This is a genomic window from Nannocystis pusilla (assembly GCF_020073745.1).
Lineage (GTDB): Bacteria > Myxococcota_A > Polyangia > Nannocystales > Nannocystaceae > Nannocystis > Nannocystis radixulma.
The window spans coordinates 83,630-108,487 of sequence record NZ_JAIRAU010000047.1 but is presented as its reverse complement, the minus strand read 5'-3'; the positions used below and the strand labels follow the sequence as shown (position 1 = coordinate 108,487).

At 71.7% G+C, this 24,858-nt stretch carries 19 protein-coding genes; 7 read left to right on the top strand and 12 right to left on the bottom strand.

What is annotated here, in order from left to right:
- Positions 1 to 32: 32 nt before the first annotated feature.
- The gene (ung, locus tag K7C98_RS33565; protein WP_224195923.1) at positions 33 to 719 is read right to left on the bottom strand and encodes a uracil-DNA glycosylase; all 687 of its coding nucleotides are present in this window, start codon (positions 717 to 719) and stop codon (positions 33 to 35) included.
- 11 nt (positions 720 to 730) lie between these two features.
- A complete protein-coding gene (locus tag K7C98_RS33560) occupies positions 731 to 2,191 on the bottom strand; it encodes a leucyl aminopeptidase family protein (protein WP_224195922.1) in 1,461 nt (486 codons plus the stop codon).
- Between the two features lie 142 nt (positions 2,192 to 2,333).
- Here K7C98_RS33560 and K7C98_RS33555 point away from each other — a divergent pair, with 142 nt between their 5' ends.
- From K7C98_RS33555 to K7C98_RS33545, 3 genes are read left to right on the top strand one after another with little or no spacing between them, the layout of a single operon-like run.
- Positions 2,334 to 4,406, top strand: a complete 2,073-nt coding sequence (locus tag K7C98_RS33555) for a serine/threonine-protein kinase (protein ID WP_224195921.1) — start codon at positions 2,334 to 2,336, stop codon at positions 4,404 to 4,406.
- A gap of 59 nt (positions 4,407 to 4,465) precedes the next feature.
- Positions 4,466 to 5,332, top strand: a complete 867-nt coding sequence (locus tag K7C98_RS33550) for a tetratricopeptide repeat protein (RefSeq protein ID WP_224195920.1) — start codon at positions 4,466 to 4,468, stop codon at positions 5,330 to 5,332.
- A 26-nt stretch (positions 5,333 to 5,358) separates the two neighbouring features.
- The gene (locus K7C98_RS33545; RefSeq protein WP_224195919.1) at positions 5,359 to 6,924 is read left to right on the top strand and encodes an ABC transporter substrate-binding protein; all 1,566 of its coding nucleotides are present in this window, start codon (positions 5,359 to 5,361) and stop codon (positions 6,922 to 6,924) included.
- Between the two features lie 487 nt (positions 6,925 to 7,411).
- Here K7C98_RS33545 and K7C98_RS33540 read toward each other — a convergent pair whose 3' ends face one another.
- Positions 7,412 to 8,497 carry a trypsin-like serine protease gene (locus K7C98_RS33540; protein ID WP_224195918.1) on the bottom strand — a complete coding sequence of 362 codons (1,086 nt, stop codon included), beginning with the start codon at positions 8,495 to 8,497 and terminating at the stop codon, positions 7,412 to 7,414.
- A 403-nt stretch (positions 8,498 to 8,900) separates the two neighbouring features.
- Positions 8,901 to 10,709, bottom strand: a complete 1,809-nt coding sequence (locus K7C98_RS33535) for an acyl-CoA dehydrogenase (RefSeq protein WP_224195917.1) — start codon at positions 10,707 to 10,709, stop codon at positions 8,901 to 8,903.
- Positions 10,710 to 10,910: 201 nt separating this feature from the next.
- Here K7C98_RS33535 and K7C98_RS33530 point away from each other — a divergent pair, with 201 nt between their 5' ends.
- The 3 genes from K7C98_RS33530 to mtaB all read left to right on the top strand — a co-directional run bounded on the left by K7C98_RS33530 (position 10,911) and on the right by mtaB (position 14,887).
- Positions 10,911 to 11,513, top strand: a complete 603-nt coding sequence (locus tag K7C98_RS33530) for a pseudouridine synthase (RefSeq protein ID WP_431312848.1) — start codon at positions 10,911 to 10,913, stop codon at positions 11,511 to 11,513.
- Positions 11,514 to 11,642: 129 nt separating this feature from the next.
- Positions 11,643 to 13,580: a serine/threonine protein kinase gene (locus tag K7C98_RS33525; RefSeq protein ID WP_224195915.1), complete on the top strand. Its 1,938-nt coding sequence runs from the start codon at positions 11,643 to 11,645 to the stop codon at positions 13,578 to 13,580.
- Complete coding sequence (gene mtaB / locus K7C98_RS33520; protein ID WP_224195914.1) at positions 13,580 to 14,887, top strand: tRNA (N(6)-L-threonylcarbamoyladenosine(37)-C(2))-methylthiotransferase MtaB; 1,308 nt, start codon at positions 13,580 to 13,582, stop codon at positions 14,885 to 14,887. The genes K7C98_RS33525 and mtaB overlap by 1 nt, the downstream gene beginning before the upstream one ends.
- Positions 14,888 to 14,977: 90 nt before the next feature.
- Here the strand turns inward: mtaB and K7C98_RS33515 are convergent, their stop codons facing one another.
- The 6 genes from K7C98_RS33515 to K7C98_RS33490 form a co-directional block, all read right to left on the bottom strand.
- Positions 14,978 to 15,793, bottom strand: a complete 816-nt coding sequence (locus K7C98_RS33515; protein WP_224195913.1) for an MBL fold metallo-hydrolase — start codon at positions 15,791 to 15,793, stop codon at positions 14,978 to 14,980.
- Positions 15,794 to 16,180: 387 nt separating this feature from the next.
- On the bottom strand, positions 16,181 to 17,398 hold the full coding sequence (locus K7C98_RS33510; RefSeq protein WP_224195912.1) for an NAD(P)/FAD-dependent oxidoreductase: 1,218 nt from the start codon (positions 17,396 to 17,398) through the stop codon (positions 16,181 to 16,183).
- Entirely contained in the window at positions 17,395 to 17,694 is a 300-nt protein-coding gene (locus K7C98_RS33505) for a (2Fe-2S)-binding protein (RefSeq protein ID WP_224195911.1), read from the bottom strand. Before K7C98_RS33505 ends, K7C98_RS33510 begins: the two co-directional genes overlap by 4 nt.
- 183 nt (positions 17,695 to 17,877) lie before the next feature.
- Positions 17,878 to 19,179 carry a 2Fe-2S iron-sulfur cluster-binding protein gene (locus K7C98_RS33500; RefSeq protein ID WP_224195910.1) on the bottom strand — a complete coding sequence of 434 codons (1,302 nt, stop codon included), beginning with the start codon at positions 19,177 to 19,179 and terminating at the stop codon, positions 17,878 to 17,880.
- A 317-nt stretch (positions 19,180 to 19,496) separates the two neighbouring features.
- Positions 19,497 to 20,228: a YggS family pyridoxal phosphate-dependent enzyme gene (locus tag K7C98_RS33495; RefSeq protein WP_224195909.1), complete on the bottom strand. Its 732-nt coding sequence runs from the start codon at positions 20,226 to 20,228 to the stop codon at positions 19,497 to 19,499.
- Positions 20,229 to 20,284: 56 nt separating this feature from the next.
- Complete coding sequence (locus K7C98_RS33490; RefSeq protein ID WP_224195908.1) at positions 20,285 to 21,166, bottom strand: hypothetical protein; 882 nt, start codon at positions 21,164 to 21,166, stop codon at positions 20,285 to 20,287.
- A gap of 321 nt (positions 21,167 to 21,487) precedes the next feature.
- On the opposite strand from K7C98_RS33490, the gene K7C98_RS33485 reads away from it, so the two are divergent.
- The gene (locus K7C98_RS33485; RefSeq protein ID WP_224195907.1) at positions 21,488 to 22,162 is read left to right on the top strand and encodes a Maf family protein; all 675 of its coding nucleotides are present in this window, start codon (positions 21,488 to 21,490) and stop codon (positions 22,160 to 22,162) included.
- Positions 22,163 to 22,255: 93 nt separating this feature from the next.
- Here K7C98_RS33485 and K7C98_RS33480 read toward each other — a convergent pair whose 3' ends face one another.
- Positions 22,256 to 23,506, bottom strand: a complete 1,251-nt coding sequence (locus tag K7C98_RS33480; protein ID WP_224195906.1) for a fibrinogen-like YCDxxxxGGGW domain-containing protein — start codon at positions 23,504 to 23,506, stop codon at positions 22,256 to 22,258.
- A gap of 149 nt (positions 23,507 to 23,655) precedes the next feature.
- On the bottom strand, positions 23,656 to 24,855 hold the full coding sequence (locus K7C98_RS33475; RefSeq protein WP_224195905.1) for an NAD(P)/FAD-dependent oxidoreductase: 1,200 nt from the start codon (positions 24,853 to 24,855) through the stop codon (positions 23,656 to 23,658).
- Between the last annotated feature and the right edge of the window lie 3 nt (positions 24,856 to 24,858).

Below are 24,858 nucleotides of genomic sequence, written 5' to 3'. Positions count from 1 at the left end.
GGCAACGGCCGGGGTCGTGGCTCGCCCGACTGTCAGAAGATTTGCCAGTCGATCGCCGGGTAGCCGAGGTCCTCGAGCGCGGTGTTGATGGCCGAGAACGGCCGGCTGCCGAGGAACTTCGGACCCTTGCCGAGGATCGGCGAGGGGTGGGGGGCGACCACGACGCGGTGGCGGCGCTGGTCGACCAGGGTGGCCTTCTTCCTGGCGAAGTCACCCCACAGGGCGAACACCACCGGCTCGTTGCGCTCGCCGAGCGCGCGGATGACGGCGTCGGTGAACTTCTCCCAGCCCTTGTTCTTGTGCGAGCCGGGGGTGTGGGCGCGGACGGTGAGGACGGTGTTGAGGAGGAGGACGCCCTGCTCGGCCCACGATTGCAGGTTGCCGTGCGGGGGGACGCTGCACCCGCGGTCGGCGGCCAGCTCCTTGAAGATGTTGGCCAGCGAGGCCGGCGGCTTGACCCCCGGCAGGACCGAGAAGCACAGGCCGTGGGCCTGACCCTCGTCGTGGTACGGGTCCTGCCCGAGCAACACGACCTTGACCTGCTCGAAGGGGGTCAGTTCGAAGGCGCGAAAGACATCTTCCTCGGTCGGATAAACCGTATTGTTTTCGCGCTCATAGTTGACGAAGTCGACGAGGTCCTTGAAGTATGGCTTGGCCATCTCGTCGGCCAGCACCGCGTGCCAGCTGCCAGGCAGGGTCCAGTTGCCGTAGCCGTACATGCCGCACCTCCTCAGGGGATCCGGCGGATCGTCTCCGACAGCAGAGCCACGCCGAAGCCCGTGCCGCGGTTCTTCGGGAAGCTCGGCCCCGCCAGGTCGATGTGGCACCACAACGCCTTGGTGTCGTCCATGTGCCAGTAGACGAACTGCGCCGCGCAGGCCGACTGGGCGTTCATGCGATTCTTTACAGAATTGACCATATCTGCGACATTACTCTCGAATTCTTGCTTGTAGAACTCGGGCGCGAACGGCAGCGGGTGGACGAGGTCGCCGCAGTGCTTGCCGGCGGCGATGATGGTCTGTTCGAGGAACTCGTCGTTGCTGACGATGGCGGCGTGGAGCAGCCCGGTCGAGATCAGCTGGGCGCCGGTGAGGGTGGCGGCGTCGAACACGACCTCGGCGCCGAGCGCTCGCGCGGCGTAGCTGACGCCGTCGGCCAGCAGCAGGCGGCCCTCCGCGTCGGTGTTGTTGATCTCGACGGTCTTGCCGGAGTGCATGCGGAGGATGTCGTCGGGCTTGTAGGCGCCGGGGCCGACGGCGTTCTCGGCGATGCAGAGGACCAGCGAGAGCTTGTGCTTGCAATGATTGGCGGCCAGCACGCAGAAGGCCCCGAGCACGGCGGCTGCGCCGCCGCAGTCGCCCTTCATCGAGTTCATCGCGCCGCTGAGCTTGAGACTGAGACCGCCGGTGTCGTACGTGATGCCCTTGCCGACCAGCGCGATCGGGCGGCCGCCCCCGGCCGCCGGGGTGTACTGGGCGATGAGCACGCGCGGCGGCTTGACCGCGCAGCGGCCGACGGCGTGGATGCCGGCGAGGCCCTCCTGGAGCAGGGCATCGCCGACGATCTCGCGCAGCTCGACCCGCGGAATCGCGGTCAACAGGTCGCGCGCGCGCGCGGCGAACTCCTCCGGATTGAGCTCGGTCGGCGGCGTATCCACGTGCAGCGCGGCGATCCGCGTGGCGTGCATCGTCGACTCGACCTCGGGCGGGATCGGGATCGGTTGACCGGCGAGGTCGAGCGCGAGGATCTGGACCTCGGCGCCGCTGCTCGCGCCGCTCTTGCTCGAGTAGAGCGGGAGAGCGCGGCCGACCGCGTTGACGGTGGCCAGCAGGTGCGCCGGATCCGGCAGGATCAGGATGATGCCGGCCTTGGTGCTGCCGAGGTCCGCCCCGGCGACCACGCGGCGGACGCTCTCGGCGCGACTCGGCGAATTGTAGCGAGACCCGTGGTCGGGCAGCACGCCGAGGAGCAACCGGCGCGGCTCCGACAGGCCGGTCAGCGTTCCGGATACCGCTCCGAGCTCGCCCGGCTTGGTGTCCCGCGCGAGTTCGGCGAGCAGCGACTGCGCCGGCGCCGGCAGGAACGCCGGCAACTCGCCGGTGAGGACGCCGGCCGCCGCGACGACGAGGACGGCGCGGCTGCCGTGGAGCAGAGCGGGAATGGTCGGGGCGAAGCTCAGGGTCGTGGGCACGGCCGGAGCATGCCACAAGCTGTCGACTGCGTCGTCCCGCGCTTCCACGAGCGCGCCATTGCGGCAACTACCGCCGGGTTTTGCCGAAGACGCGCAACACCGGGGGAAGGTGTGTTAACGTCACAGGGTCCCCCGAGAAGCCATGAGCAAACCGGAAGACCAAGCACAAGCAGACCCCCTGCTGGGGACGACTTTCGCTCGGCGCTACCTGATCGAGCGCCGGCTCGGCCGCGGTGGGATGGGCGTCGTGTACCAGGCGACGCAGATCGACCTGAATCGCCCGGTGGTCCTCAAGGTGCTGGCGCCCGACTGGGTCGGCGACTCCGAGGCGCTGGCCCGCTTCGAACGCGAGGCCCGCGGGCTTTCCAGCCTGCAGCACCCCAACATCGTGACCATCCACGACTTCGGCAAGGTCGACGGGCGGGCCTTCATCGTCATGGAGTACGTCCAGGGCGAGACGCTCGACCGGTTCGTCCGCCGCCGCGGCCACCTCACGCTGGCCGACTTCGTGCCGATCGCCGCGCAGGTCCTCAAAGGCCTCGGCGAGGCCCATTCGCGCGGGATCATCCACCGCGACATCAAGCCCGCCAACATCATGCTGTGCGAGCGGCAGGGCCGGGCCAACTACGTCAAAATCCTCGACTTCGGGCTCGCCAAGCTGGTCTCCGGCTCGTCCGACATCACCAAGCAGAACGTCCTCGGCACGCCCACCTGCCTGTCCCCGGAGCAGATCCTGGGCGAGAAGATCGACCAGCGCGTCGATGTTTACGCGGTCGGCATCCTGTTCTACTTCATGCTGACCGGCGTGATGCCGTTCCAGGCCGACAACGACGCGTCGGTCCTGTACAAGCACGTCCACGAGAAGGCGCAGCCGATCCAGGAGCTCCTGCCGCCCGACAACGGCGTCCCGGAGGGGGTCCTGGAGCTCATCAGCCGGTGCCTCGAGAAGAGCCGGGAACGCCGCCCGCGCGACGCCAACGAGGTCGTCGAGGGGCTGATCGACCAGGTGCCGTTCTCGATGTTCCGCCTGCCGCGCGCCCAGCCGCGGACGGAGCCGCTCGAGCCGGAGGAGCCGCAGAGCAGCACCGAACACAGCAAGCCGATCCCGTCGCCGGAGAATATCGTGGTCGGCACGTTCGGCCGGCCGCGGTCGGCACCCGCCGCGGCCGCCGCGCCGCTTGCGCAGCCGATGTCGGGGGCCGGTGCACTGGCACAGTCGATGCCGTCGCCGGTGATGCCGATCACGGCCCAGTTCCCGCAAGCGACGCTCGACCAGCTCAAGGCCCAGGGCATCCCGCTCGAGGGCGGGAGCCTGGTGCAGAGCCAGGACGGGCGCACGCTGCTGGTGGTCGGTCCGCAGGCGCAAGAGGCCGCGGCCCGCCAGCGCACCCTCAACCTGATCCTGATCGGCGCGGCGGCCTTCTCGGTGCTGGCCGTGTTGATCTACGCGTTCGGCGGCGGCAGCAGCAACGAGGCCGAGGCCGACCGCCCCGAGGTGGCGACCCGCGAGGAGGGCGGCCGCGAGCAGCTCGAGAGCAACCTCGACAAGATCGCGCAGCTCATCGACGAGGGCAAGCTGCCGCAGGCCGAGCGCAAGCTCGAGATCGCCGAGGAGGAGTTCGCCCGCGATCCGGAGCTGTCCGACCGCGCGGACGAGCTGCGCTCGAAGCTCGAGGTGCAGAAGGCGCTGGCCAGCGCCCGCAAGTACGAGCGCGACGGCGATCGCATCAGCGCGGTCAAGGGTTACCGCGACGTGCTGGCGCTCGACGCCGCCAACGAAGAGGCGAAGCAGCGCATCAAGGGGCTGTTCCCGGAGCTGAACCCGGACATGGGGTTCGCAATCATCACGATCCGGTCGGCCCCGGTGACTGCGGAAGTCACGCTCGACGGACGGCCGCTCGGCTCGACCACGGTCGAGGTGCCGCTGCACGCCGGCAAATACAACCTCACGCTGGCCGCGCCCGGCTACGGGCCGATGCAGACGGCGCTGAGCGTCAGCGCGGCCAAGGACCAGCCCTACGACTACATGCTGACGGCCAAGGCCGGGACGCCGCCGATCCCGCAGCCGGCGGTGGAGCAGCCGAAGCCGCCGGGCGGGACCAAAAAACCGGGGGGCGGCGGGACCAAGCGGCCGCCCGACGGACAGGTCAAGCCGAAGCCGAACCCCGCGCCGGATGACGATTTGTTGCCAGTCGGTCCGAGCAAAAAGCGTTAGTCTCTAGCTCTCGGGTTCGTGAGGGTCGCCGCCGTCGACCCCGCCCCACAGGCCCCCCCATGAAGAAGCCGATCGTCACTCTCGTGGCCGCTGCGTTTCTCGCCTCGAGCATGCCCGCCCGCTCGGCGGCCGCCGCGGTGTACGTCCCGATCGCCGTGCGTGCGGCGCTGGCCGAGCCGCCGCCGACCGACGCCAACGGCGAGACGTTCGAGAGCCTGGCCGAGCAGGCGCGGGCGAAGTACCGCGAGAAGGACTACGCCGCCGCGGTGGCGCTGTTCGAGCGCGCCTACAAGGTGCAGCCCGACCCGAACATCCTGTTCAACATCGGCCGGATCCAGGAGCAGGCCAACAACGTCGACGCGGCGATCTCCTACTACCAGAGGTTCATCGCCGACGAGTCGGTCGACATCGGTCTGCGTGACACGGCGCTGCAGCGGCTGGCGACGCTCGAGAAGATCGTCGAGATCCGCGAGAAGGAAGAGGCCAAGCAGAAGCCGAAGCAGCCCGAGCCGGCCAAGCAGCCGGAGTCGACGCAGCCGGTCGGGCCGCAGCTCGGCCCGCAGTCGCCGCCCGGCGACGACAAGTCGCCGCAGAACAAGGCCAAGATCCTGCGGCCGATCGGCTACACGATGTTCGGCGTCGGCGCGGCGCTGCTGATCGGCGGCGGGATCGCGGGCGGCCTGGCGAAGGGGCAAGAGAACAAGTTCGAGGCCGCAGAGACGCTCGACGACCAGCGCGAGGCCGGTCAAAAGGGCAAGTCGCTGGCGGCCGCGGCCGACGGCCTGTTCATCGCCGGCGGCGTGATGGCGGTGGTCGGCATGGTGCTCCTGCTGGTGCCGAAGGCGCGCAAGTCGAAGGCCGTGCAGGCGATGCAGCCCAAGGTCTCGCCGAGCCAGGTCGGCCTCGGTTACGTCTATCGCTTCTGAGCCGCGAACGCTGGAGCTTTGCGACCATGTCGTCTGTCTTCTCGCATATGCTGACCCGGATCTCTGTCTGCGGCGTCCTCGGGGTGATCGCGGGCGCGTGCTCGGCGACGCTCGACTTCACCGAGTGCTACGAGGACGCCGACTGCGCGGCCTTCTTCGACGACAACAAGCCGATGTACTGCGCGGCCAACACCTGCCAGGTCCGCGAGAAAGGCTGCGACGCCAACTCGCAGTGCGCAGGCCTCGGCGAGGCGTTCATCTGCGCCACCTCGAGCGCGCCGCGCGAGTGCGCGTCGACCGAGACCGACGAGTGCGGCGCCCCGATCTACCCCGGCGGCGAGGTCAGCGACGACGTCGCGTTCATCGGCGTGATGCTGCCCAAGACCGGCGCCGACGCGGCGCTCGGCGAGGCGATGGAGAAGGGCGTGCGAGCGGCGGTCGAGGAGTTCAACGGCTCCGGCGAGCTGCCGAACGGCGACAAGATCGCGCTGGTGGTCTGCGACACCAAGAGCGAGGTCGCGTCGGCGACGTCGGCCGGCCGGCACCTCGGCGACACGCTGGCCATCCCGGTGCTCATCGGCCCGGTCGACGACGTCGAATTCACGGCGGTGGTCGACCAGGTGACGTTCGCCCCCGGCGTCAACGCGTTCACGATGGGGCCGATGGTCACGGCCGACATGACCGAGCTCGACACCTCGGCCAACCTGGTCTTCCAGGCGATGGCCGGCGCCAAGTACCAGGGCCCGGCGCTCGGCGCCCGGATCGGCGAAGACTTCACGGGCGTGCCCGACGCGAACGCGGTGCTGCTGCTGGCGGAGGACGCGTACGGGCTCGGCCTCTACAACGCCGTGGCGACCGAGGAGACCGGCGGTCCCAGCCAGATCCCCCAGGTCCCCGGCAGCCAGTTCATCGCCTCGTACCGCGGGCTCGACGACGCCACCAAGGGCGCGAAGGCCAAGCTCGACGCGGCGCTCACGAGCTTCGACACGCCGCAGATGTTGGTCCTGCTCGGCCGCTCCGAGGTCGCCGACATCATCAAGTACTACAAGACGACCGGCGCCCCGCTGCCGCAGAAGATCTACGTGCCGCAGCGGGCGATGCCCGCGGTGGCGGCGCTCAAGGACAAGGAGCTCGCCGGCGTCGTCGTCGCCATCACCCCGGACCTCGACACCCCGCAGCTCGCCAAGCTGCGCACCCGCCTCGGCGAGTCGTCGCTGGCGCCCGAGGCCGGCCTCGCCTACGACGCGACGATGGCGTCGCTGATCGGCATGGCCGCGGTGAAGTCCGGCGACATCGTCGTCGGCCTGCGCGTCGCCGACGCGATGGAGAAGCTGTCCGACAAGTCGGGCGTGCCGGTCGACTTCGGCGCGGGTCCGAAGATGTTCGTGCCCGCCGCGCTGTCGGCGTTCGCCACCGGCAAGTCCGTCGACCTCACGGGCATCACCGGGCCGCTCGACTTCGACGCCAAGGGCGAGGTGTGCAGCCCGCTCGCGGCCCACACGCTCGACGAGTCCGGCGAGAAGTGGGTGAAGACGGCCGTGTTCACGCCCGCGTGCCCCGACACCACCGGCGCGTGGGCCGCGGTTCCCTGAGCTCCGGCAAGGCAACAGCATGACCGCCGGGACATGTCCTGGCGGTCATGCCGCTTTCTCGGAGCAGTCGCGGAGCGTCACCGCTCCGGGCAAGGAATGAGGCGTCGAGGATCGCGTGCGGGAGGACGCGGGGCCGTGGGGAGCGGGGAGGGGCGGCCTCGCGGCGGCGGCGCGGGTCCCTCGCGACGCGAGACCTGCCATGCCAGATGCTCGACGCGGAGTGGTCGATGGGGCATGTCCGAAGAATCATCCCGCGTCTGCGCGTCAGGCATGGGGCCCCTCGCTGCGTCCCACGCCGCCGCCGCGAGGCCGCCCCAGAAGAGTGTGGCGGCCCCGCTTGTCGTGAGGCAGAGGTGGTCGTCGCTGCGTCCCACGCCGCCGTAGCGAGGCCGCCCCAGAAGAGTGTGGCGGCCCCGCTTGTCGTGAGGCGGAGGTGGTCGTCGCTGCGAGCAAGACGCCATGCTCGAGACGACGGTGTGCAGCGCGCTCACCAGCAGCGCTCGTAGGACCACCCGTCCATGACCAGCGGTGTGCAGTCATCGCTGTCGGTCCCGCCGATCATGTCGTCGATCCAGCGGACCTTGTTCTGCAGGCGAACCGCGCGCTGCTTCCCGCCGGTGGTCGCGCACATGTCGCCGGGGCTGCCGATCTCGATCGACGTCGCCAGCCCGGCGACCACCCGGGTGACCCCGTCGGGGAGCACGTCCATCACCGGCCCTCCGGAGTCGCCCTTGCACATGCGGCTGGTCTCCGCGTCCATCAGGAAGTGCTCCGGCCCGTTCCAGTTGGGCAGGTAGACCATGCGCCGGAGCGTGCCGGCGCCGCCGCCCGTGTGCGAGGTGACGCCCTGACCGTACAGGCGCATCGTGCCGATCGTGCTCATGGCGCCGGTGTAGATCCGGTGGCGGTCCTCGGCGGGGAAGCCGAAGCTGCCGCTGGTCAGCTTGACCACCGCGATGTCGTCGCCGTCGTCGCCGACGTAGCTGCTGCCGGTCCCGGCGTAGTCGGGGTGGACGTTCACGCGTACCGTCCCGACGTAGCTGCCGCCGCCGAAGTTGTCGATGTCGAAGTTGTCGACCCAAAAGTTCTTCTCGCCGGACGCCGGGGCCAGCGCGGCCACGCAGTGGGCGGCCGTGACCAGCGCGCGCTCGTGGATCAGCACGCCGGTGCAGCCGACGCTGCTCAGCCGGAGGACGCCGTTGGTGGTGAGGTTGCTGGCCTCCGCCTGTGCGATTCGAAACTCCGCGTCCGCGGGCGCCGGCTCCTGCGACGGGAAGCTCTCGATGTGCGCCGACAGGCCCGCGAGGTAGCTCGGGGCGTCCTCGCAGCCGGCCACGCGCTCGAGGCCGAGGATCTCGCCGAGCTCGGGGTAGGCGCGCAGCGTCGCGTTCATTTGCTCGAGGTCGAAGGTGCCGTTGTCACAGCGGACCAGGGCACCTCGCACGTCGACGTCGAAGGAGGGGATTTCACCGTCGGCGGCCTCGTCGGCGTCACAGGCGGGGGTAGCGAGCGCCGCGAGGGCGCAGAGGGCGATGTGGAGCGGGAGGTGGATAGGAAGTCCGGGCGAATGCATCGTGTTGCTCTTGGGGTGAGAGGTGTCGCGGGGTGGCGGCCGCGAGCGGCAGTCGTCGACCCTCGCCGGCGAAGTCGAGTCACCACGCTTTTCAATTCACCAGGCGCGAACAATTTTTTCGCAGCGCAAACCACTGTCGCCAAGGCGCGCTGATACGGTGGGGTCCACCCGTGCCAATCGACGGCGCCGCGGTCGACGTCGCGCTCGGTGTCGCGCTCCGTGACCTGACCCGGCTCCGGACGTGAAGAAGGCCGCCCACGCCCGGGCGACCACCTCCCGCGCCGCGGCCGTGTCTCCGTTCGCCAGCAGGCATGCTCGACGCGGATGGGCGATGAATGTTTAAACGAACAGGGCCGCGGGGACATGCCCTCACGGCCCTGTCTTTTGGAGCATGCCTGAACGCTCAGGTGAACAGGGCCGGGTCGAGCGGGCTCTCGTCGTCCGACTGGATGCTCTTGCCGAGGGCGATCGCCTGCGGGAGGAGCGCGGCGACGAAGAACTCGAGGTTGCGCTGCTTGCCGACCAGCAGCGGGTCGTCGCCGCGGGCCTCGCGGAGGCGGGCGGCGACGAGGGCCTGCTCGACGCACTCGATGGCGAGCAGCACCAGGCCGAACATGCGGGTGAAGGGGACGGCCTGGATCATCGCCGCCTCGACCTTGCGCGCCTTGCCGAGGCCGGCGAGGTGCATGGCGCTGGCGGCGAGCAGCTGCACGGCCTTGCCGATGGCCTCGGCGGGGCCGTTCAGGCCCGCCTCGGCGGCGGCGGCGAGCCGGCCCTGGGCCTCCTGCATCCAGTCGATGAACAGCGCGCCGCCGCCGACCCGCAGCTTGCGGCCGACCAGGTCCATGGCCTGGATGCCGTTGGTGCCCTCGTAGATCGAGCAGATCTTGACGTCGCGGACGAGCTGCTCGACGGGGTACTCGCCGATGTAGCCGTAGCCGCCGTAGACCTGGACCGCGCCGACGGCGACCTCGAAGCCGAGGTCGGTGCAGGTGGCCTTGAGGATCGGGGTGAGCAGGTCGATGCGGCCGCGCAGGCGCTCGCGCTCGGCCGCGTCCTCGCTGCCGTGCTCGCGGTCGACGATCAGCGCCATGCGCAGCAGGAGCGACCGCATCGCCTCGGTGTAGACCTTCTGGGTCATCAGCATGCGGCGCACGTCGGGGTGGTGGACGATCGCCACGCTGGGGGCGTCCTGGCTGCGGGCCTCGCGGATCGACTGGCCCTGGATGCGCTCGCGGGCGTAGCCGCGGGCGTAGTTGTAAGCGGCGGCGGCGACGGCGTGGCCCTGCACGGCGACGCCGATCCGCGCCTCGTTCATCATCAGGAACATCAGCTCGATGCCCTGGTTCTCCTGGCCGATCAGCACGCCGCGGCACGGCGCGTCGCCGCCGAGGCCGAGCACGCAGGTCGAGGAGCCGTGGATGCCCATCTTCTCCTCGATGCGCAGCACCTTGGCGGCGTTGCGGGCCCCGAGCGCGCCGTCAGCGGTGAACTCGTACTTGGGGACCATGAACAGCGACAGGCCCTTGGTGCCCTTGCCGGCGTTCGGGGTGCGCGCGAGCACCAGGTGGACGATGTTGTCCGTGAGATCCTGGTCGCCGCCGCTGATGAAGATCTTCTCGCCCTCGAGCAGGTAGACCCCGGGCTCGTCGGTCGGCGTGGCCCGGCAGCGGTTGTCGCCGACCGAGCTGCCGGCGCCCGCCTCGGTGAGACACATCGTGCCGCCCCACTCGCCGGTGAACATCTTGCGGGCGATCATCTCGCGCGTGTCCGCCGGGCCGTGGGCCAGGATCACGCGCGCGGCGCCGACGCTGAGGCCGGCGTACATCATGAACGCCATGCAGGCGCCGCACATCATCTCGCTCAGGCTGACGTGCATGGTGAAGGGCAGGCCGCTGCCGCCGAGCTCGCTCGGCGCCGAGGCCGCCAGCCAGCCGCCGGCGCGCATGGTGTCCCACGCCTCGCGGTAGCCCTTCGGGGTCTTCACGTTGCCGTCGCCGTCGATCGTGCATCCTTCGAGATCGCCCGGGGCGTTGATCGGCGCCAGCACCTCGGTCGCCAGGCGCTTGCCCTCGTCGAGGGTGGCCTCGTACACCTCACGGTCGAGCTCGGCGAAGCGCGGGATCGCGGCGAGCTGCTCGTGCGCGGCGAGCTGGTCGAAGAGGACGAAGTGGAGATCGCGGAGGTCGACGGAGAAGCTGGTGGTGCTCACGATTCCTCGTTTCGAGCCGCGGCGCGCAGGCGCCGTCGCACTGTGGTACTTCCTCGAACCGAGGGCGTCCAGGCCACAGGCACGGCTACGCTCCAAGATCCGGGGGATCTCACCCCCAGAGCCCGCCAGCGCGGCGAACACGAGGTTCGTGAGGATGCAAGCGTCGCTGCGGCGGCCGCGAGACCCGGGGCAGCGTCAGAATTGAACGTCGTGTCGCAGGTGCTCCTGTTCAACAAGCCCTACGGGGTGCTGACGCAATTCACCGACCGCGAGGGTCGGCCGACCCTCGCCGAATTCATCGACGTGCCTGGCGTGTATGCCGCCGGTCGCCTCGACTTCGACAGCGAGGGCCTGGTGGTGTTGACGGACGACGGGGCGCTGCAACACCGGCTCAGTGATCCGCGACACAAGTTGCCCAAGCGCTATCTGGTGCAGGTCGAGGGCATCGCCACGGAGGCGGCGCTGGACCGCCTGCGCGCCGGCGTGGTCCTCCGCGACGGCCCGACCGCACCCGCCGAGGTGAGGCTCGTCGACCCACCGGCGTTGTGGGAGCGAACACCGCCGATTCGCACGCGCCTGACGATCCCGACCTGCTGGTTGGAGCTCGTCCTGCGCGAGGGCCGAAACCGCCAGGTGCGTCGCATGACGGCCGCGGTGGGGTTGCCGACGTTGCGTCTGGTTCGCTGGGCGATCGGACCGTGGACGGTCGAGGGCCTCGCGCCCGGGCAGTGGCGGGCGCTGGCGGCCGAGCCAGCGCGTTCTCGGGGTCGGCGCCAGCTTTTCCGCCCGCGCCGGCCGTGCTAGCGTCCTGCGAGCGCGATGGCGACGAACCCTGAAGGGAGCCGCGACTCCGGCCAAGCTGGCGAGGATCGATCGGGGCCGCGGTTCACCGCGGTGATCGTGGATCCTCCGGATTCGCTCCCGGCGGCGCCCGTGGTTCGCTCGGAGCCGGGCGGCGAAGAGGACCTGGCCGAGGAGTATGAGGCAGCGCTCGAGGGCCAGGTCTCGGCGTCGCACTTCTCGATCGACGTCGGACGGGCGTCCGTCGAGGAGGCCGCCGACGGACAGCCGACCAGCGTGGACGGCGAGCCCCACAACGAGGAAGACGACACCATCCAGCGCAGCTCGGGCGCCAAGAGCAAGGTGACCAAGCGCGACGCGCTGTTCGGCCAGGTCCTGGCCGACCGCTACCGGATCCTCGACCTCATCGGCAAGGGCGGGATGGGCAAGGTCTACCTCGCCGAGCACGTCGCGCTCGGCAAGAAGGTGGCGGTCAAGGTCCTGAACCCGGCCTACACCAACCGCCCCGACCAGCGGAAGCGGTTCCTCCGCGAGGCCCGGGCGGCCTCGACGATCGGCCACGAGAACGTCATCGACGTGATCGACTTCGGCACGACGCCGAGCGACCAGGCGTACTTCGTCATGGAGCACCTGCAGGGCGAGGACCTCGGCAAGGTCCTCAAGAAGGGGCCGATGTCGTGGGCGCGGGCCCGACGGGTGATGCTGCAGATCTGTCGCGCGCTGCAGGCGGCTCACGATCACGGGATCGTCCACCGTGACATGAAGCCGGAGAACGTGTTCCTGATCCATCGCAACGGGATCCGCGACTTCGTCAAGGTGCTCGACTTCGGCATCGCCAAGTTCCTCGAGGAGAACCGCGACGGCGGCACCAACCCGCTCACGCAGGTCGGCGCGCTGATCGGCACGCCCGAGTACATGGCGCCGGAGCAGATCCACGGCGACCCCGCCGACCAGCGGATGGACATCTACGCCGTCGGCTGCATCCTCTACCAGCTGCTCACCGGCAATCTCCCGTTCACCGACAAGACGATGTACGGGGTGCTGTCGCAGCAGGTGAACGCCAAGCCGGTGCCGCCGCGGCAGCTGGCGCCCGAGGCCGAGATCCCGGTCGAGGTCGAGGCGGTCATCCTGAAGGCGATGGAGAAGGACAAGGCCCAGCGCTACCAGACGATGGGCGAGCTGGTCGAGGCGATCGTGGCCACGCCGCGCGGCACCGCCTCGGTCGACGGCGGGCGCACGACGACGACCAACCTCGAGGCGGCGGCCCAGGCGGCGCGCCTGGCCGTGGGGGCCGGCGCGCCGGGGCTCGCGGGCCTGCCCAATCCGGTGACGCCGGACGAGTCGATGCTGTCCACGGGGCTCAACAGCAGCTCGTCCGGGCTGCGGCCGACGTCGCTGTCGCTGCCGTGGCGCGGCGGCACGATGGACGCGCAGATGTTGACGCGCCTGGTGATCGGCCTCGGCGCGGCGGTGCTGGTGCTGGTGGTCGGCCTGGTGTGCGCGCTCAGCCGCAGCGACGGTCCGAATCCGCAGCCGGCGGGCACCAGCGCGGGCGAGGTCGCCGGGGGCACGCCCGAGTCGGCGAAGACGCCGGTCGAGGCGCCGCCGGAGGCGAAGGTCGAGGCGCCGCCCGAGACGAAGGTCGAGGCGCCGCCGCCGGAGCCGAAGAAGCCAGCCGAGGAGACGATCATCGTCGACGACGAGGCCAAGAAGGACGCGGCCAAGAAGGACGCGGCCAAGAAGCCGTCGCCGGTCAAGAAGGCCGACACGGCGCCGAAGGGCGAGGAGGCGTCCGCCAACTGGCCCGAGGTGCTCGGACCGATGGAGCGCTCGCAGGCGCTGAAGAGCTACCGCGCCGAGTTCGAGACCTGCCGGACGATCAGCACGCCGAAGGGCAAGACCTACAAGTTGCGGCTCAAGGTCGACGGCCCGAAGGGGCGTGTGACGGAGGCGACGTCGGACGACACCAGCGCCGAGGCGAAGTGCCTGGCGCGCGCGTTCAAGACCAAGGTCCGCTTCGTCAACACGCGCAAGTCGCCGCAAGAGTTCACGATCGTCGTGCCGCTCTGATGCGCGTCGCGTTCGCCACGCACGGCTGTCGCCTCAACCAGTTCGAGTCCGACGCCCTCGAACAGATGGCCCGCGCGGCCGGCCACACGGTCGTCGACGCCGAGGCCGCGCCCGAGCTGGTGGTCGTCAACACCTGCACGATCACCCACGAGGCCGACGCCGACGCGCGCCAGCACGTGCGTCGGGCCGCGCGCGCCGGCGCGAAGGTGGTGGTCACCGGCTGCTGGGCGACGGCCGCCCCCGAGGAGGCCGCGGCGCTGCCGGGGGTGACGCTGGTGGTCGGCAACCGCGAGAAGGAGCGGCTGGTGGACCTGTTCTCGGGGACATGTGGAAAAGGACATGTCCCCGAGATCCACGTCGCGCCGGTCGACCTGGCCCGGCGGGTCCGCGTGGCCCGGCTGCGTCCCGCCGCCGACCCGCGGCGCAGCCGGGCCTACCTGAAGATCCAGGACGGCTGCGACTACCGCTGCAGCTTCTGCGTGGTGCCGCAGGTCCGCGGGCGCAGCGCGAGCGTGGCGCCCGACGAGGTGCGCGCGCAGCTGCAGGAGCTGGTGGCGGCCGGGGTGCCCGAGGTGGTGCTGACCGGGGTGCACCTCGGGATCTACGGCCGCGATCTGCGGCCGCGGGCGTCGCTGTCGCGGCTGGTCGCCGAGCTGCTGCCGCACGTCGGAGCGGCGCGGCTGCGCCTCGGCTCGGTCGATCCGCACGAGGTCGACGACGACCTGGTGACGCTGCTGTCCCGCGAGCCGCGGCTGTGCCGGTATCTCCACCTGCCGGTGCAGAGCGGCGACGACGACACGCTGCGGCGGATGCGTCGCGCCCACACGGCCGCCGACCTGCGCGCGCTGGTGCCTCGCCTCGCCGAGGTCGTGCCGGGGATCGGCGTCGGCACCGACGTGATCGTCGGCTTCCCCGGCGAGTCGGAGGCGGCCTTCGCGAGCACCCATGCGCTGCTCGAGTCGCTGCCGCTGGCGTACCTGCACGTGTTCTCGTACTCGCCGCGGGCGGGGACGGACGCCGCCTGTCTTTCGGGGCAGGTCGATGCGGCGGTCAAGCAGCGCCGCGCGGCGGCGCTGCGGGCGTTGTCGGCGGCGAAGCAGCAGGCGTTCGCGGCGGGGCAGGTCGGCCGGCGGGTGTCGGCGGTGATCCACCGCTCGCGTCACCGCCGGACGGGGCTGCTGGTCGGCCGCGCGGACAACGGATTGACGGTGCTGGCGGCCGGCGACGACGCGCTGTTGGGGCGGTCGACGTCGATCGAGGTCGAGCGGGCCGAGGGGCCGCTCGCGGTCGGGCGCCTGGTCGCCTGAGCGGCAGCGACAGGCGCGAGGACCGAGCTCGCGTAGCGAGGACCGACTGGCCTGGCCGCGAGGACATGTCCTGGCGGCCAGCACAAGCGGTCAGAGCGTCAGCTTCATGCCGTCGCGGGCGGCGACGGTGCTGGGGAAGTGCTCCTGCGCGGCCGCCTCGATCTTGCGCAGCATCTCGTCGTCGTGGGTCGGGTCGTGGCTGTAGAGCACGAGCTTGCGGACGTGAGCCGCGCGGGCCAGCTTGACGGCCTCGGCGAAGGTGCTGTGGCCCCAGCCCTGCTTGCCGGCGCTGTACTCCTCGGAGGTGTACTGGGCGTCGTAGATCAGGACGTCTGCCCCTTCGGCCAGGTCACGCAGCGTCTCGTTGATGTGGTCGGGCGCGTGCTCGGTGTCGGTGGCGAACACGATCGACTTGCCGCGCTCGTCGATGCGGAAGGCGGTGCTCTCCTGCGGGTGCGGCAGCGGGATGTGGCGCAGCGTCGCCTCGGCGATGGTCGTGACCTCTTGCGGGAGCAGCTGGTGGAACAGCTTGGTCGAGCCCATCACGTCGAGGCCGACGGGGAAGAACGGCGTCGACATCTGGCGGTCGAGGATCGTGCGCGCGTCCTTCGTGCAGTAGATGTGGAGCCGGAAGTCCGGCATGAAGGCCGGCGGGAAGAACGGGAAGCCCTGGATGTGATCCCAATGTGCGTGGGTCAAAAACAGGTGGATGACGCGCGAGTGCGCGGCTCGAGTCTGTACGAGGCGGATGCCGAGCTCGCGGATGCCCGAGCCCGAGTCGAAGATGATGGTGTCCGTCGTGCTCTCGAGCCCGATCTGAAGGCAGGGGGTGTTCCCGCCGAACTCCACGTACTTCGGCCCGGAAACTGGAATGCTGCCCCGGGTGCCCCAGAAAGTCACTTCCATGGGGCGCTATCCTTCGCTGGCTGCATGTTTCGCCGATGATAGGGCAGAACAAATTCGGCTGGCAAGCACGGGCCCATGGCACCTCGGAGGTCGGACGGAGATGATATCGCAGTCCGGCCGCGAAGGGGCACGCGCACCAGGCGGTCGCAACCCGGTGATGGCGCCTCGGCGGGGCCGCGGGGGAGTCGGGAAACGCCGGGGTCTTTCGCCGCCACCGGGCCGGAAGGCGCGGCTGGGCGCCCGCAGGCCACTTGCGACGGCCGCCCAGGCGGGGGCGACCCGGGCCCACATGGCGCGTGGCGCGTGAGGCGGCGCCGCCGATTTCGCGCGTGGTCGATGGTTCATGGCGAAGCGCACCGGTTTATTCGGGGGGCCGATCCCGGCGACTCAGCCGATGATCATGTCCTCGCGGCGGGCCATACCCCCGGCGGCGAAGCGACCCGGGGACCAGCGCGCGAGCATCGGGTGGGCCTCGCCGTCGAGGAGCCAGCGCGCCAGCAGTCGGCCGACGGCCGGCGCCATCATGAAGCCGTGGCCGGTGAAGCCGCAGACCTGAATGAAGTCGGGGTGTCCGGGGCTGGGGCCGACGATCGCGTCGCCGTCGGGCGAGACGTCGTAGGGACCGACCCACTGGCGCAGGACCTTCATCGCGGCGGTGATCGGCATCAGCCGCGTGAGCGTGCGGCTCAGGTGCGTGAGGAAGCGGAGGCTGGAGTGGAGGGTGAGGCTCTCGTCGCTGCCGTCGGGCGCGTCGGGCAGGCTGATGCCGGTGACGAGCTCGCCGCGGGTGCTCTGAGAGAAGTAGAGGCCGCTCGAGAGGTCGACGACCAGGGGGTCGAGGAACGGCTTGAGCGGCTCGGACGAGAGGATCTCGTGGCGGTGCGGCCTGTTCGGCAGGTCGATGCCGAGCTGCCGGTTGAGCGCGCCGGACCAGGCGCCGGTGGCGTTGACGACCCGGGCGGCGCGCACGACCTCACCGGTCGAGAGGTGCAGCGCGTAGCCGCGGGCCAGCGGCTCGACGCGGGTGACGCTGGTGTGGGTGCGCAGGAGGACGCCGCGCTCGACCGCCTTGGCGGCGTAACCCCACACGAAGGCCCAGGGGAAGACGACGCCGTCCTCGGGGTTGAAGGTGGCGAGCCGGACCTCGGCGACGTCGAGCTGCGGGACGATCGTTTGCGCCTCGGCGGCGGTGAGCAGGCGGGTCGGCGCGCCGACCTCGGCGTGGAGGTGGACGTTGCGCTCGAGCCGAACCTCGCCGGCCTCGCTGCGCGCCAGGAACAAGTAGCCGCCCTGGCGGAACCACAAGTTGATGCCGAGCTGCTGCGCGAGGTCCTTGCACAGCTCGATGCTGTCCATCATCAAGCGGACGTTGCCGGCGTCGCCCCACTGCATGCGCACGCCGCCGCCGTTGCGGCCCGAGGCGCCGCTGACGAGGTAGCTGCGCTCGATGACGGCGACCGACAGCGGCGGCTTGCCCTTCGCACCTGTCCCGGAGAGCAGGGCCAGGTGGTAGGCGAGCCCCAGGCCCATGATGCCGCCGCCGATCACGGCGACGTCGACGTCGGCCGGCAGGGCGGTGTCGGGGCGGCCCATCACTGCCGTCATCGCGAGGGATCCTCCGGGGCGACGGGGCCGGTGGCGCCGGCCGCGAGGGCGCCGAAGGTGACCGGCTCGACCGGCGGGCGCGCGGTGAACGGCCGCAGCGCCGCCGCCGGCACGAGGCCGCGGGCGACGAGGAGGCGGCCGAGCGCGGACAGGCACTCCTTGCCCTGGCAGGGGCCGGTGCCGAGGCCGGTGTAGCGCTTGATCTCCTCGACGTCGGCGAGGCCGACGGCGATCGCCCGCTCGACCTCGCCGAGCGTGACGTCCTCGCAGCGACAGACGAAGGTGCGCGCGGTCATGGTTGGCCTCGGAGCCGGGGGATGGTGGAGGTGGTCGCTGTCCGCGGGGGCGGATGGGAGCGCAAGCCCGAGGTCACGCAGCGGCCCGGAGCGGGTCGAGAAGTGGCTGTCCGCAGGGACATGTGCGGGTGGAGGCGCGCGGGCGAGGCGCCTGTCCGCGGGGACAGGTGCGGGCGCGGGGGCTCAGGCGCGGGCATGGCTGTCCTCCGGAGCAGGTGACTCGGCGAGCGCGCGCAGGAGGGCGGCGGCGCAGCGGTCGACGCTGGCCTGGATCTCCGCGGGGGTGGTCGCGCCGGCCAGCTCGCCGACTGCCCACAGGGTCCACGGCGGCGGCGGGGCGGTCTGGGCGTCGGCGGCCTCGAGCGGGTGGGCGGCCGGGCCGGCGGCGATCCGGCCGTCGGGGTCGCAGACGGGGGCGAAGCCGGCCCCGGTGAAGCGGATCGGCGCGCCGGCCTGGGCGGCCAGCTCGAACGCGGGGGCGGGGTCGGGGGCGAGGGCGACGAGGTCGCAGCGGAGGATCTTGCCGTCGTCGAGCTGCACGCCCTTGACCCGGCGGGCGCCGAGCAGCTTGTGCACGCGCGCCGGGGCGACCCGCTCGGCGCCGAGGCCGGCGGCGAGCAGCTCGGCGCGCGGGCCCTCGCCGACGACGACGACGCGCGCGGCGAGGCGGCGACCTGTCTGTTCGAGCATGTCCGCGAGGCCACGCGCCGAGACGACCCCGGGGAGGTCGTTGTTGGCCAGCGGGATGGTCGGCTCGTGGGCGCCGACGGCCAGCACGACGTGGCGCGGGCGCAGCCGGTGGAGCACGGGCGGGTGCTCGGAGGCGGCCGCCCACAGCCGCTCCTGCGGGTAGCAGGCGAACACGCCGACGCCGGCGAGCAGCCGGGCCGGGCGCTCGGCGGCGGGCAGGGCGGCGGCGGCCCGGCGCTCGACGACCAGCGGCGGGCGCCCGGCGGCGGCGAGGGCGGCCGCGAGCGCGCGCCCGGAGCGACCTGCCCCGATGACCAGGACCTCGGGGACATGGTCGAAGAGACCGGCGGCGCCCTCGGGCGGGGCGTCGGGCAGCTCGCCGAAGCCGGCCAGCTCGCGCGCGACGCCCTGCATCATCTGGTTGGCGAGCCGGGGGTAGACGACGAGGTGGTGGTGGTCGATGCCGCGGCGGAAGATCTGGTCGACGAGGGCGGTCGGGTCGAGGCCGCCGTAGGTGTTCTGCGGCTCGACGACCATGTCCTCGCGGACAGGCGTGAGACAGGCGCGCTGGTTGGGCCGGCCGTCGACGCGCACCAGGCAGGTGCCGCAGCCGCCGTGCAGGCAGGCCGGGCCGCGCAGGCGGCGGTACTTGGCGCTGCGGCTGGTGGCGAGCTCGCCGGCGGCGATCAGCGCCGAGGCGACGGTGTCGCCGGGGCAGGCGGCGACGGGGGCGCCGTCCCAGCGGAAGGTGAGCGTCGGCGGCCCGGGCGGAGCGAGCAGGGGTGCCTTGGGCACGGGCCTGCGATAGCACGCCGCGCCGCGCGAAGACACAGGCGCCGGGCGCCGCGCCGCTTGCCCTCGGTCACGATCGCCGGCGCCGGCGAGGAGGAGGTGGTCGGCGCGAGAATGGATGGGCGAGCGGCGACGGTCGGCGGCGCGTCGCGGGTCGTGTTCACGGCGGCCGCGTCGCGGTGTGCAACCTGCTGCCGGGTCGTGGGCGACGCGGCGGCGCTCGCTGTGTGCGGGAGGTCGCGGCGACGCTGCGGCGCCGAGGTCCTGGTCGCGTCGCCGAGCACGGTGCGCTTCGAGAGGATCGGCCGGGGTGCGCGGTCTCAGGCGCGCGGCGGGCGGGGGCCGAAGATCGCGGTGCCGACGCGGACCATCGTCGCGCCTTCCTCGATAGCGACCTCGAAGTCGGAGCTCATGCCCATCGACAGGTGGACCAGCTCGACGCCGGGGCGGGCGACGGCGGCTTCGCGGCGCGCCAGCTCGCGCAGGCGGGCGAAGTACGGCCGGGTCTGCTCCGGCTCGCCCTCGGGCGGGATCGCCATGAGGCCGACGCAGCGCAGCTCGGGGCGGGCGGCGACGAGGTCGAGCAGCGCGGGCAGCTCGGCCGCGGCGACGCCGGCCTTCTGCGCCTCGTCGCCGACGTTGACCTCGACGAGGAGCTCGAGCGGGGCGGTGGCGCCGCGACCGGCCCGCAGACGGGCGACCTCGCGGGCGAGCTCGTCGACGAGGGCGGGCCGGTCGACGGTGTGGACCAGCGCCCCGACGCCGACGACCTTGCGGACCTTGTTGGTCTGCAGCGGGCCGATGAAGTGCCAGCGCGGGGGGACGACGGCGGCGGCGACGGCCTCGGCCTTGGCGACCAGCTCCTGGGCGTAGTTCTCGCCGAAGTCGCCGAGGCCGGCGCGGCGGGCCGCGATCACGGCCTCGGCGGGCTGCTTCTTGCCGACGCCGATCAGGATCGGCTCGCGGCCGGGGCCGCGGCGGACCACGGCGGCGGCGATCCGCGCGCGCACTGCGGCGAGGTTGGCGGCGATGTCGTCTGGCTCCAAGGACATGTGACTCGGGATAGGTGCGAAAGAGCAGGTTGGTCGGCGGGCCGGAGCGGCGGCGGCTACTGCGGCAGGCAGGCGGCCGGGGCGGCGGCGCCGGCGAAGGTCGGGCCCATGTCGCGGTAGGTGTGGGCGCGCCAGAAGTCGCGCGGGTCCTCGGCGAGGTGGAGCGTGCGGTCGTCGCCGCTGCCGCTGACGGTGATCGCGGTCTCGAGGCCGTCGTGGCGCAGCGGGAACGACAGCGCCAGCCGGTCGCCGCGCTGGCGGTAGGTGAGGGTCTCGGTGGTCCACTCGTCGTAGTCGCCGCGGTGGTGCCAGCCGACGCCGCGGCCGTCGATCGCCTGCGGCTGCAGCTGGTAGATCGAGAAGCCCATGCCGCCGGTGGCGTAGCGGACCTCCTCGCCCCACAGCCGCCCGCCGATCCGGTCGCTGGCCGCAGGAACATGTCCTTCGGAGCCTGTCGCCCGGGACATGTCCTCGGAGGCGTCGAAGCAGGGGGCGCCGGTGGCCGCCGCCGGGGCCTTGAAGTAGCGGGCGCCGCCGGCCTCGCGCGGGTCGTCGTCGAGGACCAGCCAGGTGCGGCCGCCGTCGTCTTCGAGGCGGTAGGGGACGCGCCGGCGCTCGCCGGTCTTGCGGAAGGTCAGCTCGAGGACGCCGCCCTCGGCGCTGTAGTCGAAGCTGTGGGTGTTGGTCAGGCCGACCTTGCCGTAGCGGTAGAGGCCGAAGCCGCCCTCGTGGAAGAACCAGAAGCGCATGCGGTCGCCCTCGGCGAGGGCGTCGAAGCGGTGCCACACGCCGAGCAGCGCGGGGTCGACGGCCTCGATCGCACAGCTGTCCTCGGGGACAGGCTCGGCGGGCGCGAGCGGCGAGGCGGTGATGAACGGGGCCGACAGCGCGAGGACCGCGAGGAGGTAGACGCTCGAGAGACAGAAGGGGCGCCGCATGGCCGGGATGGTAGCACGCGCGGCCGCACGGCCCGGAGGCGCGGACGCCTGCCGGCGTGAAGGGCCGCCCGTGGCGGTCGCGGCCGCTTGCGCGAAGGTTTGGCCGGGCGGCGCGAGGCGAGGGAGTGCGGCGCCGAGGCGAGCGGCCGCGAAGGCTGCGCGGAACATCGGCCGGGCGGCGCGAGGCGAGGGGGGCGGCGAGGTCGGGCGTCGCCGAGGCGAGCGGCCGCGTGCTCGGGCGGCGACGAGGTTCACGGGTGACGCGAACAGGAGCGCAGAGGGCGGGAGCCGCTCGCGGGGCGTGCCGGGACGCTCGCGCCTGTGTGGCCGCCCCGCGTCGACGTGTGCGGCTGCCGCGGCGGTTGCACGCGGGCCGCCGATCCGGCAGATCCGCGGGCGATGTCCGGACAGCCGCAGCCCTCTTCGACCCTCGTCCTCGCGTCGGCGTCGCCGCGTCGCGCCGAGCTGCTCCGCTCGGCCGGGATCGCGTTCGCGCGCGCGCCGGTCGATTGCGACGAGACGTGGTTCGCCGACGAGCCGCCGCCGCGGTACGTCGAGCGGGTCGCGCGGGCCAAGGCAGAGCTGGCCTTGCGGCCAGGTGTGGTGGTGCTGGCGGCCGACACGACGGTCTGGCTCGAAGGACAGATCGAGCCGCTGGCCAAGGCGGCCGACCGCGCGGAGGCGGCTGCGATGCTGACGCGCCTGGCCGGGCGCTCGCACTTCACGACGACGGCGGTGGCGGTCGCCGACGCCCGCGGGCCCGAGGTCCGCTGGCACCCGTTCGCGGTGACGACGACGGTGTGGTTCCGGCCGCTGACGCCGGCGCAGATCGACCGCTACCTCGACACGGAAGAGTGGCGCGACAAGGCCGGCGCCTACGGGATCCAGGGCGCGGCGGCCGGCCTGGTGCGCCGGATCGAGGGCAGCTACACCAACGTGGTCGGGCTGCCGCTCGCGGAGGTGGTGGAGCTGCTGGCGACGCTCGAGCTCGGCTGAGCGGCGTGCGGCCGCCGCGAGCGCTCGGGCCGACGAGTCCCGCGCTCGGCAACGGCTGGCCGAGAGGACATGCCGGACGGTCAGCCGCGCGGCTCAGCCCGGGCCGAGCTTGTCGCCGAGCTCGCACAGGAAGTGCGAGCTGATCGCGCCCTTGTTCATCATGTTGATCGTGATGTAGCCGGCGAGCTGGGGCGGCTGGGCGACGATGTTCCAGTGGTAGAAGAGGGAGCAGCCGGCGCAGGCGGTGGTGTTCGGCTGGTTGGCGATGGAGGTGTCGCTGACCCAGTAGGGCAGGACGACGTCGGGGTGCAGCGGATCGGGCTTGATCGCCCACTCGGGGCAGTCCTCGCTGTTGAGCGCCTTGCCGACGCAGCTCGTGCCGGGGGTGACCGGATAGACGCCCATGATCGACAGGTAGCCCTCGACGTCGCTGTCGATCTCGGGGTACGGCGGGAACAGGGTGTCCTTCTGGATCGGGGCGAACTGCTTGGCGTTGGCGGCCCCGACGGCGGCGGCGAGGTGCCCGGGGCTGCGCGGGGCGAACAGTCGCAGGCCCCAGTAGCCGCACTTCTGCTCGGCCTCGACGGCGGTGAGCGGCTCGGGGTTGAACGGGTACTGGGGGTCGTTCATGTCGTCGAGCACGGTGCCCGAGGCGTACTTGACGAAGGTGTAGCCGCCGCCGTCGGCGTCCATGTCGCACCAGACGGTCAAGAACTGGCTCATGCGGCGGATGAGGTAGAGGCCGGTCTTGGCCTCGTCGCCCCAGCTGGCCTTGATGTTGGTGCACGAGGTCGCCCACGTGCACTCCTTGAGGCAGGCGAAGTGTGGGTCGCTCGAGTCGCACTGCTCGCCCTCGTCGGCCTGCACCGAGAGGTCGCCGCAGCGCTCGGCCGGGCCGCCGCACTTCATGTCGCAGTGGCCGTACTTGCCGTTGTCGGGGCCGTCGTCGCAGGCCTCGTCGCCGAGGTGGACGCGGCCGTCGCCGCACACGTTCCAGCGACAGGCGAGGGTGCACTCGCCGGCGTCGGAGTTGGCCTCGCCCTGGTCGCACAGCTCGGGCGGGTCGATCTTGCCGTTGCCGCACGGCTCGGGCGCGGGCTCGGCGGTGGTGCCGTCGCTGTCGCTGCCGCCGTGACCGGAGTCGACCGTGGTGGTCATGATGCCGGGGAAGGTGGTCGAGCCGCTGCTGCTGCCGCTGCTGTCGCCGGTCGAAGGCTCGACGACGGTCGGATCGTCGAGCCCGGCGTTGCGATCGAGGCAGCCCGCGAGCGCCACGGCCAGCACCCCGCCGCCCATACGCGCGGCGACCCCGACCCGGATGCGAGGAAGGATCCGTTCGTGCATGCGACTCGTCCCCTTGCGCGTCAGGGAACAATGAGAAGCGTGAAATTGCAATGATTGCACACGCAACCACCCCGAGCTGAGCCTGGAGCCCGAGCGCGTTCAGGGGCGGCGTACTGCCAAAATTGCGATCTGGCTTACAAGAGCTGCAGTCACTCGCCCGGCGTCGTGACCCGCTGCGGCTGGACGCGTGACCCGCGGAGCATGTCCTGGAACGGGTTGTCGTCGCGCCAGACGTCGCCGGCGAGCATGCTGATGAGGCCACGACGCAGCTGCGGGTCGGGCGTGCGGGCGAAGAACAGGTGGGAGACGAGGCGCGTGTGGTAAAAGCGGCGGATCAGCTGTTCGAAGCTGTCGTAGGCGATCTGCATGGTGGCGTGGACGGGGCCCATGAGATCGGGGTCGGCCTCGCGTCCGGCGGCGAGGGCAGGGACGAGGAGGTCGACGGTCCGCTCGGCGCCCAGCATCGCCAGCGAGACGCCCGACGAGAACACCGGGTCGAGGAAGGCGCGGGCGTCGCCGACGCAGGCCCAGCGCGGACCGGAGGGGCGGGTGTTCTTGTAGCTCCAGTTGCGGATCGTCCGCGAGGCGCTGCGCGTGGCCCCGGCGGTGAGCCGGCGACACAGCGGCGAGGCGGCGAGGGCGGCCTCGAAGGCGTCGTCGTCGAGCTTGCCGCGCCACTTGACGAGGCCGACGCTGAGCCGACCGCCGTGCATCGGGATCACCCATTGCCAGCCGTCCTCGACGATCAGGACCTTGATGTTGCCCTGCTCGCCGAGCTCGGCCTGCACGTCGGGCGCGAGGTCGTCGAAGTGACAGAAGACGGCGGCGCGTCCGAGCTCGTGCAGCGGGGCGATCGTGCGGGCGCCGCGGCCGAGCATGGCGTCCTGACCGGTGCAATCGAGGAGGAAGCGGGCCCGGTGCTCGCCGCGGTCGGTGACGACGCGGACGTGATCGCCGGCGAACTCGATGTCGCCGACGCGCTCGCCGAAGCGGATGTCGGCGCCGCGGGAGACCGCGAGCTCGGCGAGCATGGTGTCGAATTCGGCGCGGTCGACCTGCCAGGCGTGGGGGGGCGTGCCCTCGAGGCCGTCGGCGAAGCTGAAGAAGGCGAACTCGCCGGTGCGCTCGTCGATGAACTCGGCGCCCTGCTTGTACTGCCAGCGCGTGCGCTCCATGACGACGCCGAGGCGGGCGAAGATCGGCAGGTCGATCGGCAGCAGCGACTCGCCGATGTGAAACCGCGGGAACACGTCCATGTCGAGCGCGAGCGCGCGGACGCCGGCCTGGGCGAGCAAGTTGGCGGCGGTCGAACCGGCAGGGCCGGCGCCGACGATCACGACGTCATGCATGGC

Coding starts and splice junctions, on each gene's coding strand:
- ung (WP_224195923.1), bottom strand. CDS start 719: ATGTACGGCTACGGCAACTGGACCCTGCCTGGCAGCTGGCACGCGGTG.
- K7C98_RS33555 (WP_224195921.1), top strand. CDS start 2,334: ATGAGCAAACCGGAAGACCAAGCACAAGCAGACCCCCTGCTGGGGACG.
- K7C98_RS33550 (WP_224195920.1), top strand. CDS start 4,466: ATGAAGAAGCCGATCGTCACTCTCGTGGCCGCTGCGTTTCTCGCCTCG.
- K7C98_RS33545 (WP_224195919.1), top strand. CDS start 5,359: ATGTCGTCTGTCTTCTCGCATATGCTGACCCGGATCTCTGTCTGCGGC.
- K7C98_RS33540 (WP_224195918.1), bottom strand. CDS start 8,497: ATGCATTCGCCCGGACTTCCTATCCACCTCCCGCTCCACATCGCCCTC.
- mtaB (WP_224195914.1), top strand. CDS start 13,580: ATGCGCGTCGCGTTCGCCACGCACGGCTGTCGCCTCAACCAGTTCGAG.
- K7C98_RS33515 (WP_224195913.1), bottom strand. CDS start 15,793: ATGGAAGTGACTTTCTGGGGCACCCGGGGCAGCATTCCAGTTTCCGGG.
- K7C98_RS33510 (WP_224195912.1), bottom strand. CDS start 17,398: ATGACGGCAGTGATGGGCCGCCCCGACACCGCCCTGCCGGCCGACGTC.
- K7C98_RS33505 (WP_224195911.1), bottom strand. CDS start 17,694: ATGACCGCGCGCACCTTCGTCTGTCGCTGCGAGGACGTCACGCTCGGC.
- K7C98_RS33495 (WP_224195909.1), bottom strand. CDS start 20,228: ATGTCCTTGGAGCCAGACGACATCGCCGCCAACCTCGCCGCAGTGCGC.
- K7C98_RS33490 (WP_224195908.1), bottom strand. CDS start 21,166: ATGCGGCGCCCCTTCTGTCTCTCGAGCGTCTACCTCCTCGCGGTCCTC.
- K7C98_RS33480 (WP_224195906.1), bottom strand. CDS start 23,506: ATGCACGAACGGATCCTTCCTCGCATCCGGGTCGGGGTCGCCGCGCGT.
- K7C98_RS33475 (WP_224195905.1), bottom strand. CDS start 24,855: ATGCATGACGTCGTGATCGTCGGCGCCGGCCCTGCCGGTTCGACCGCC.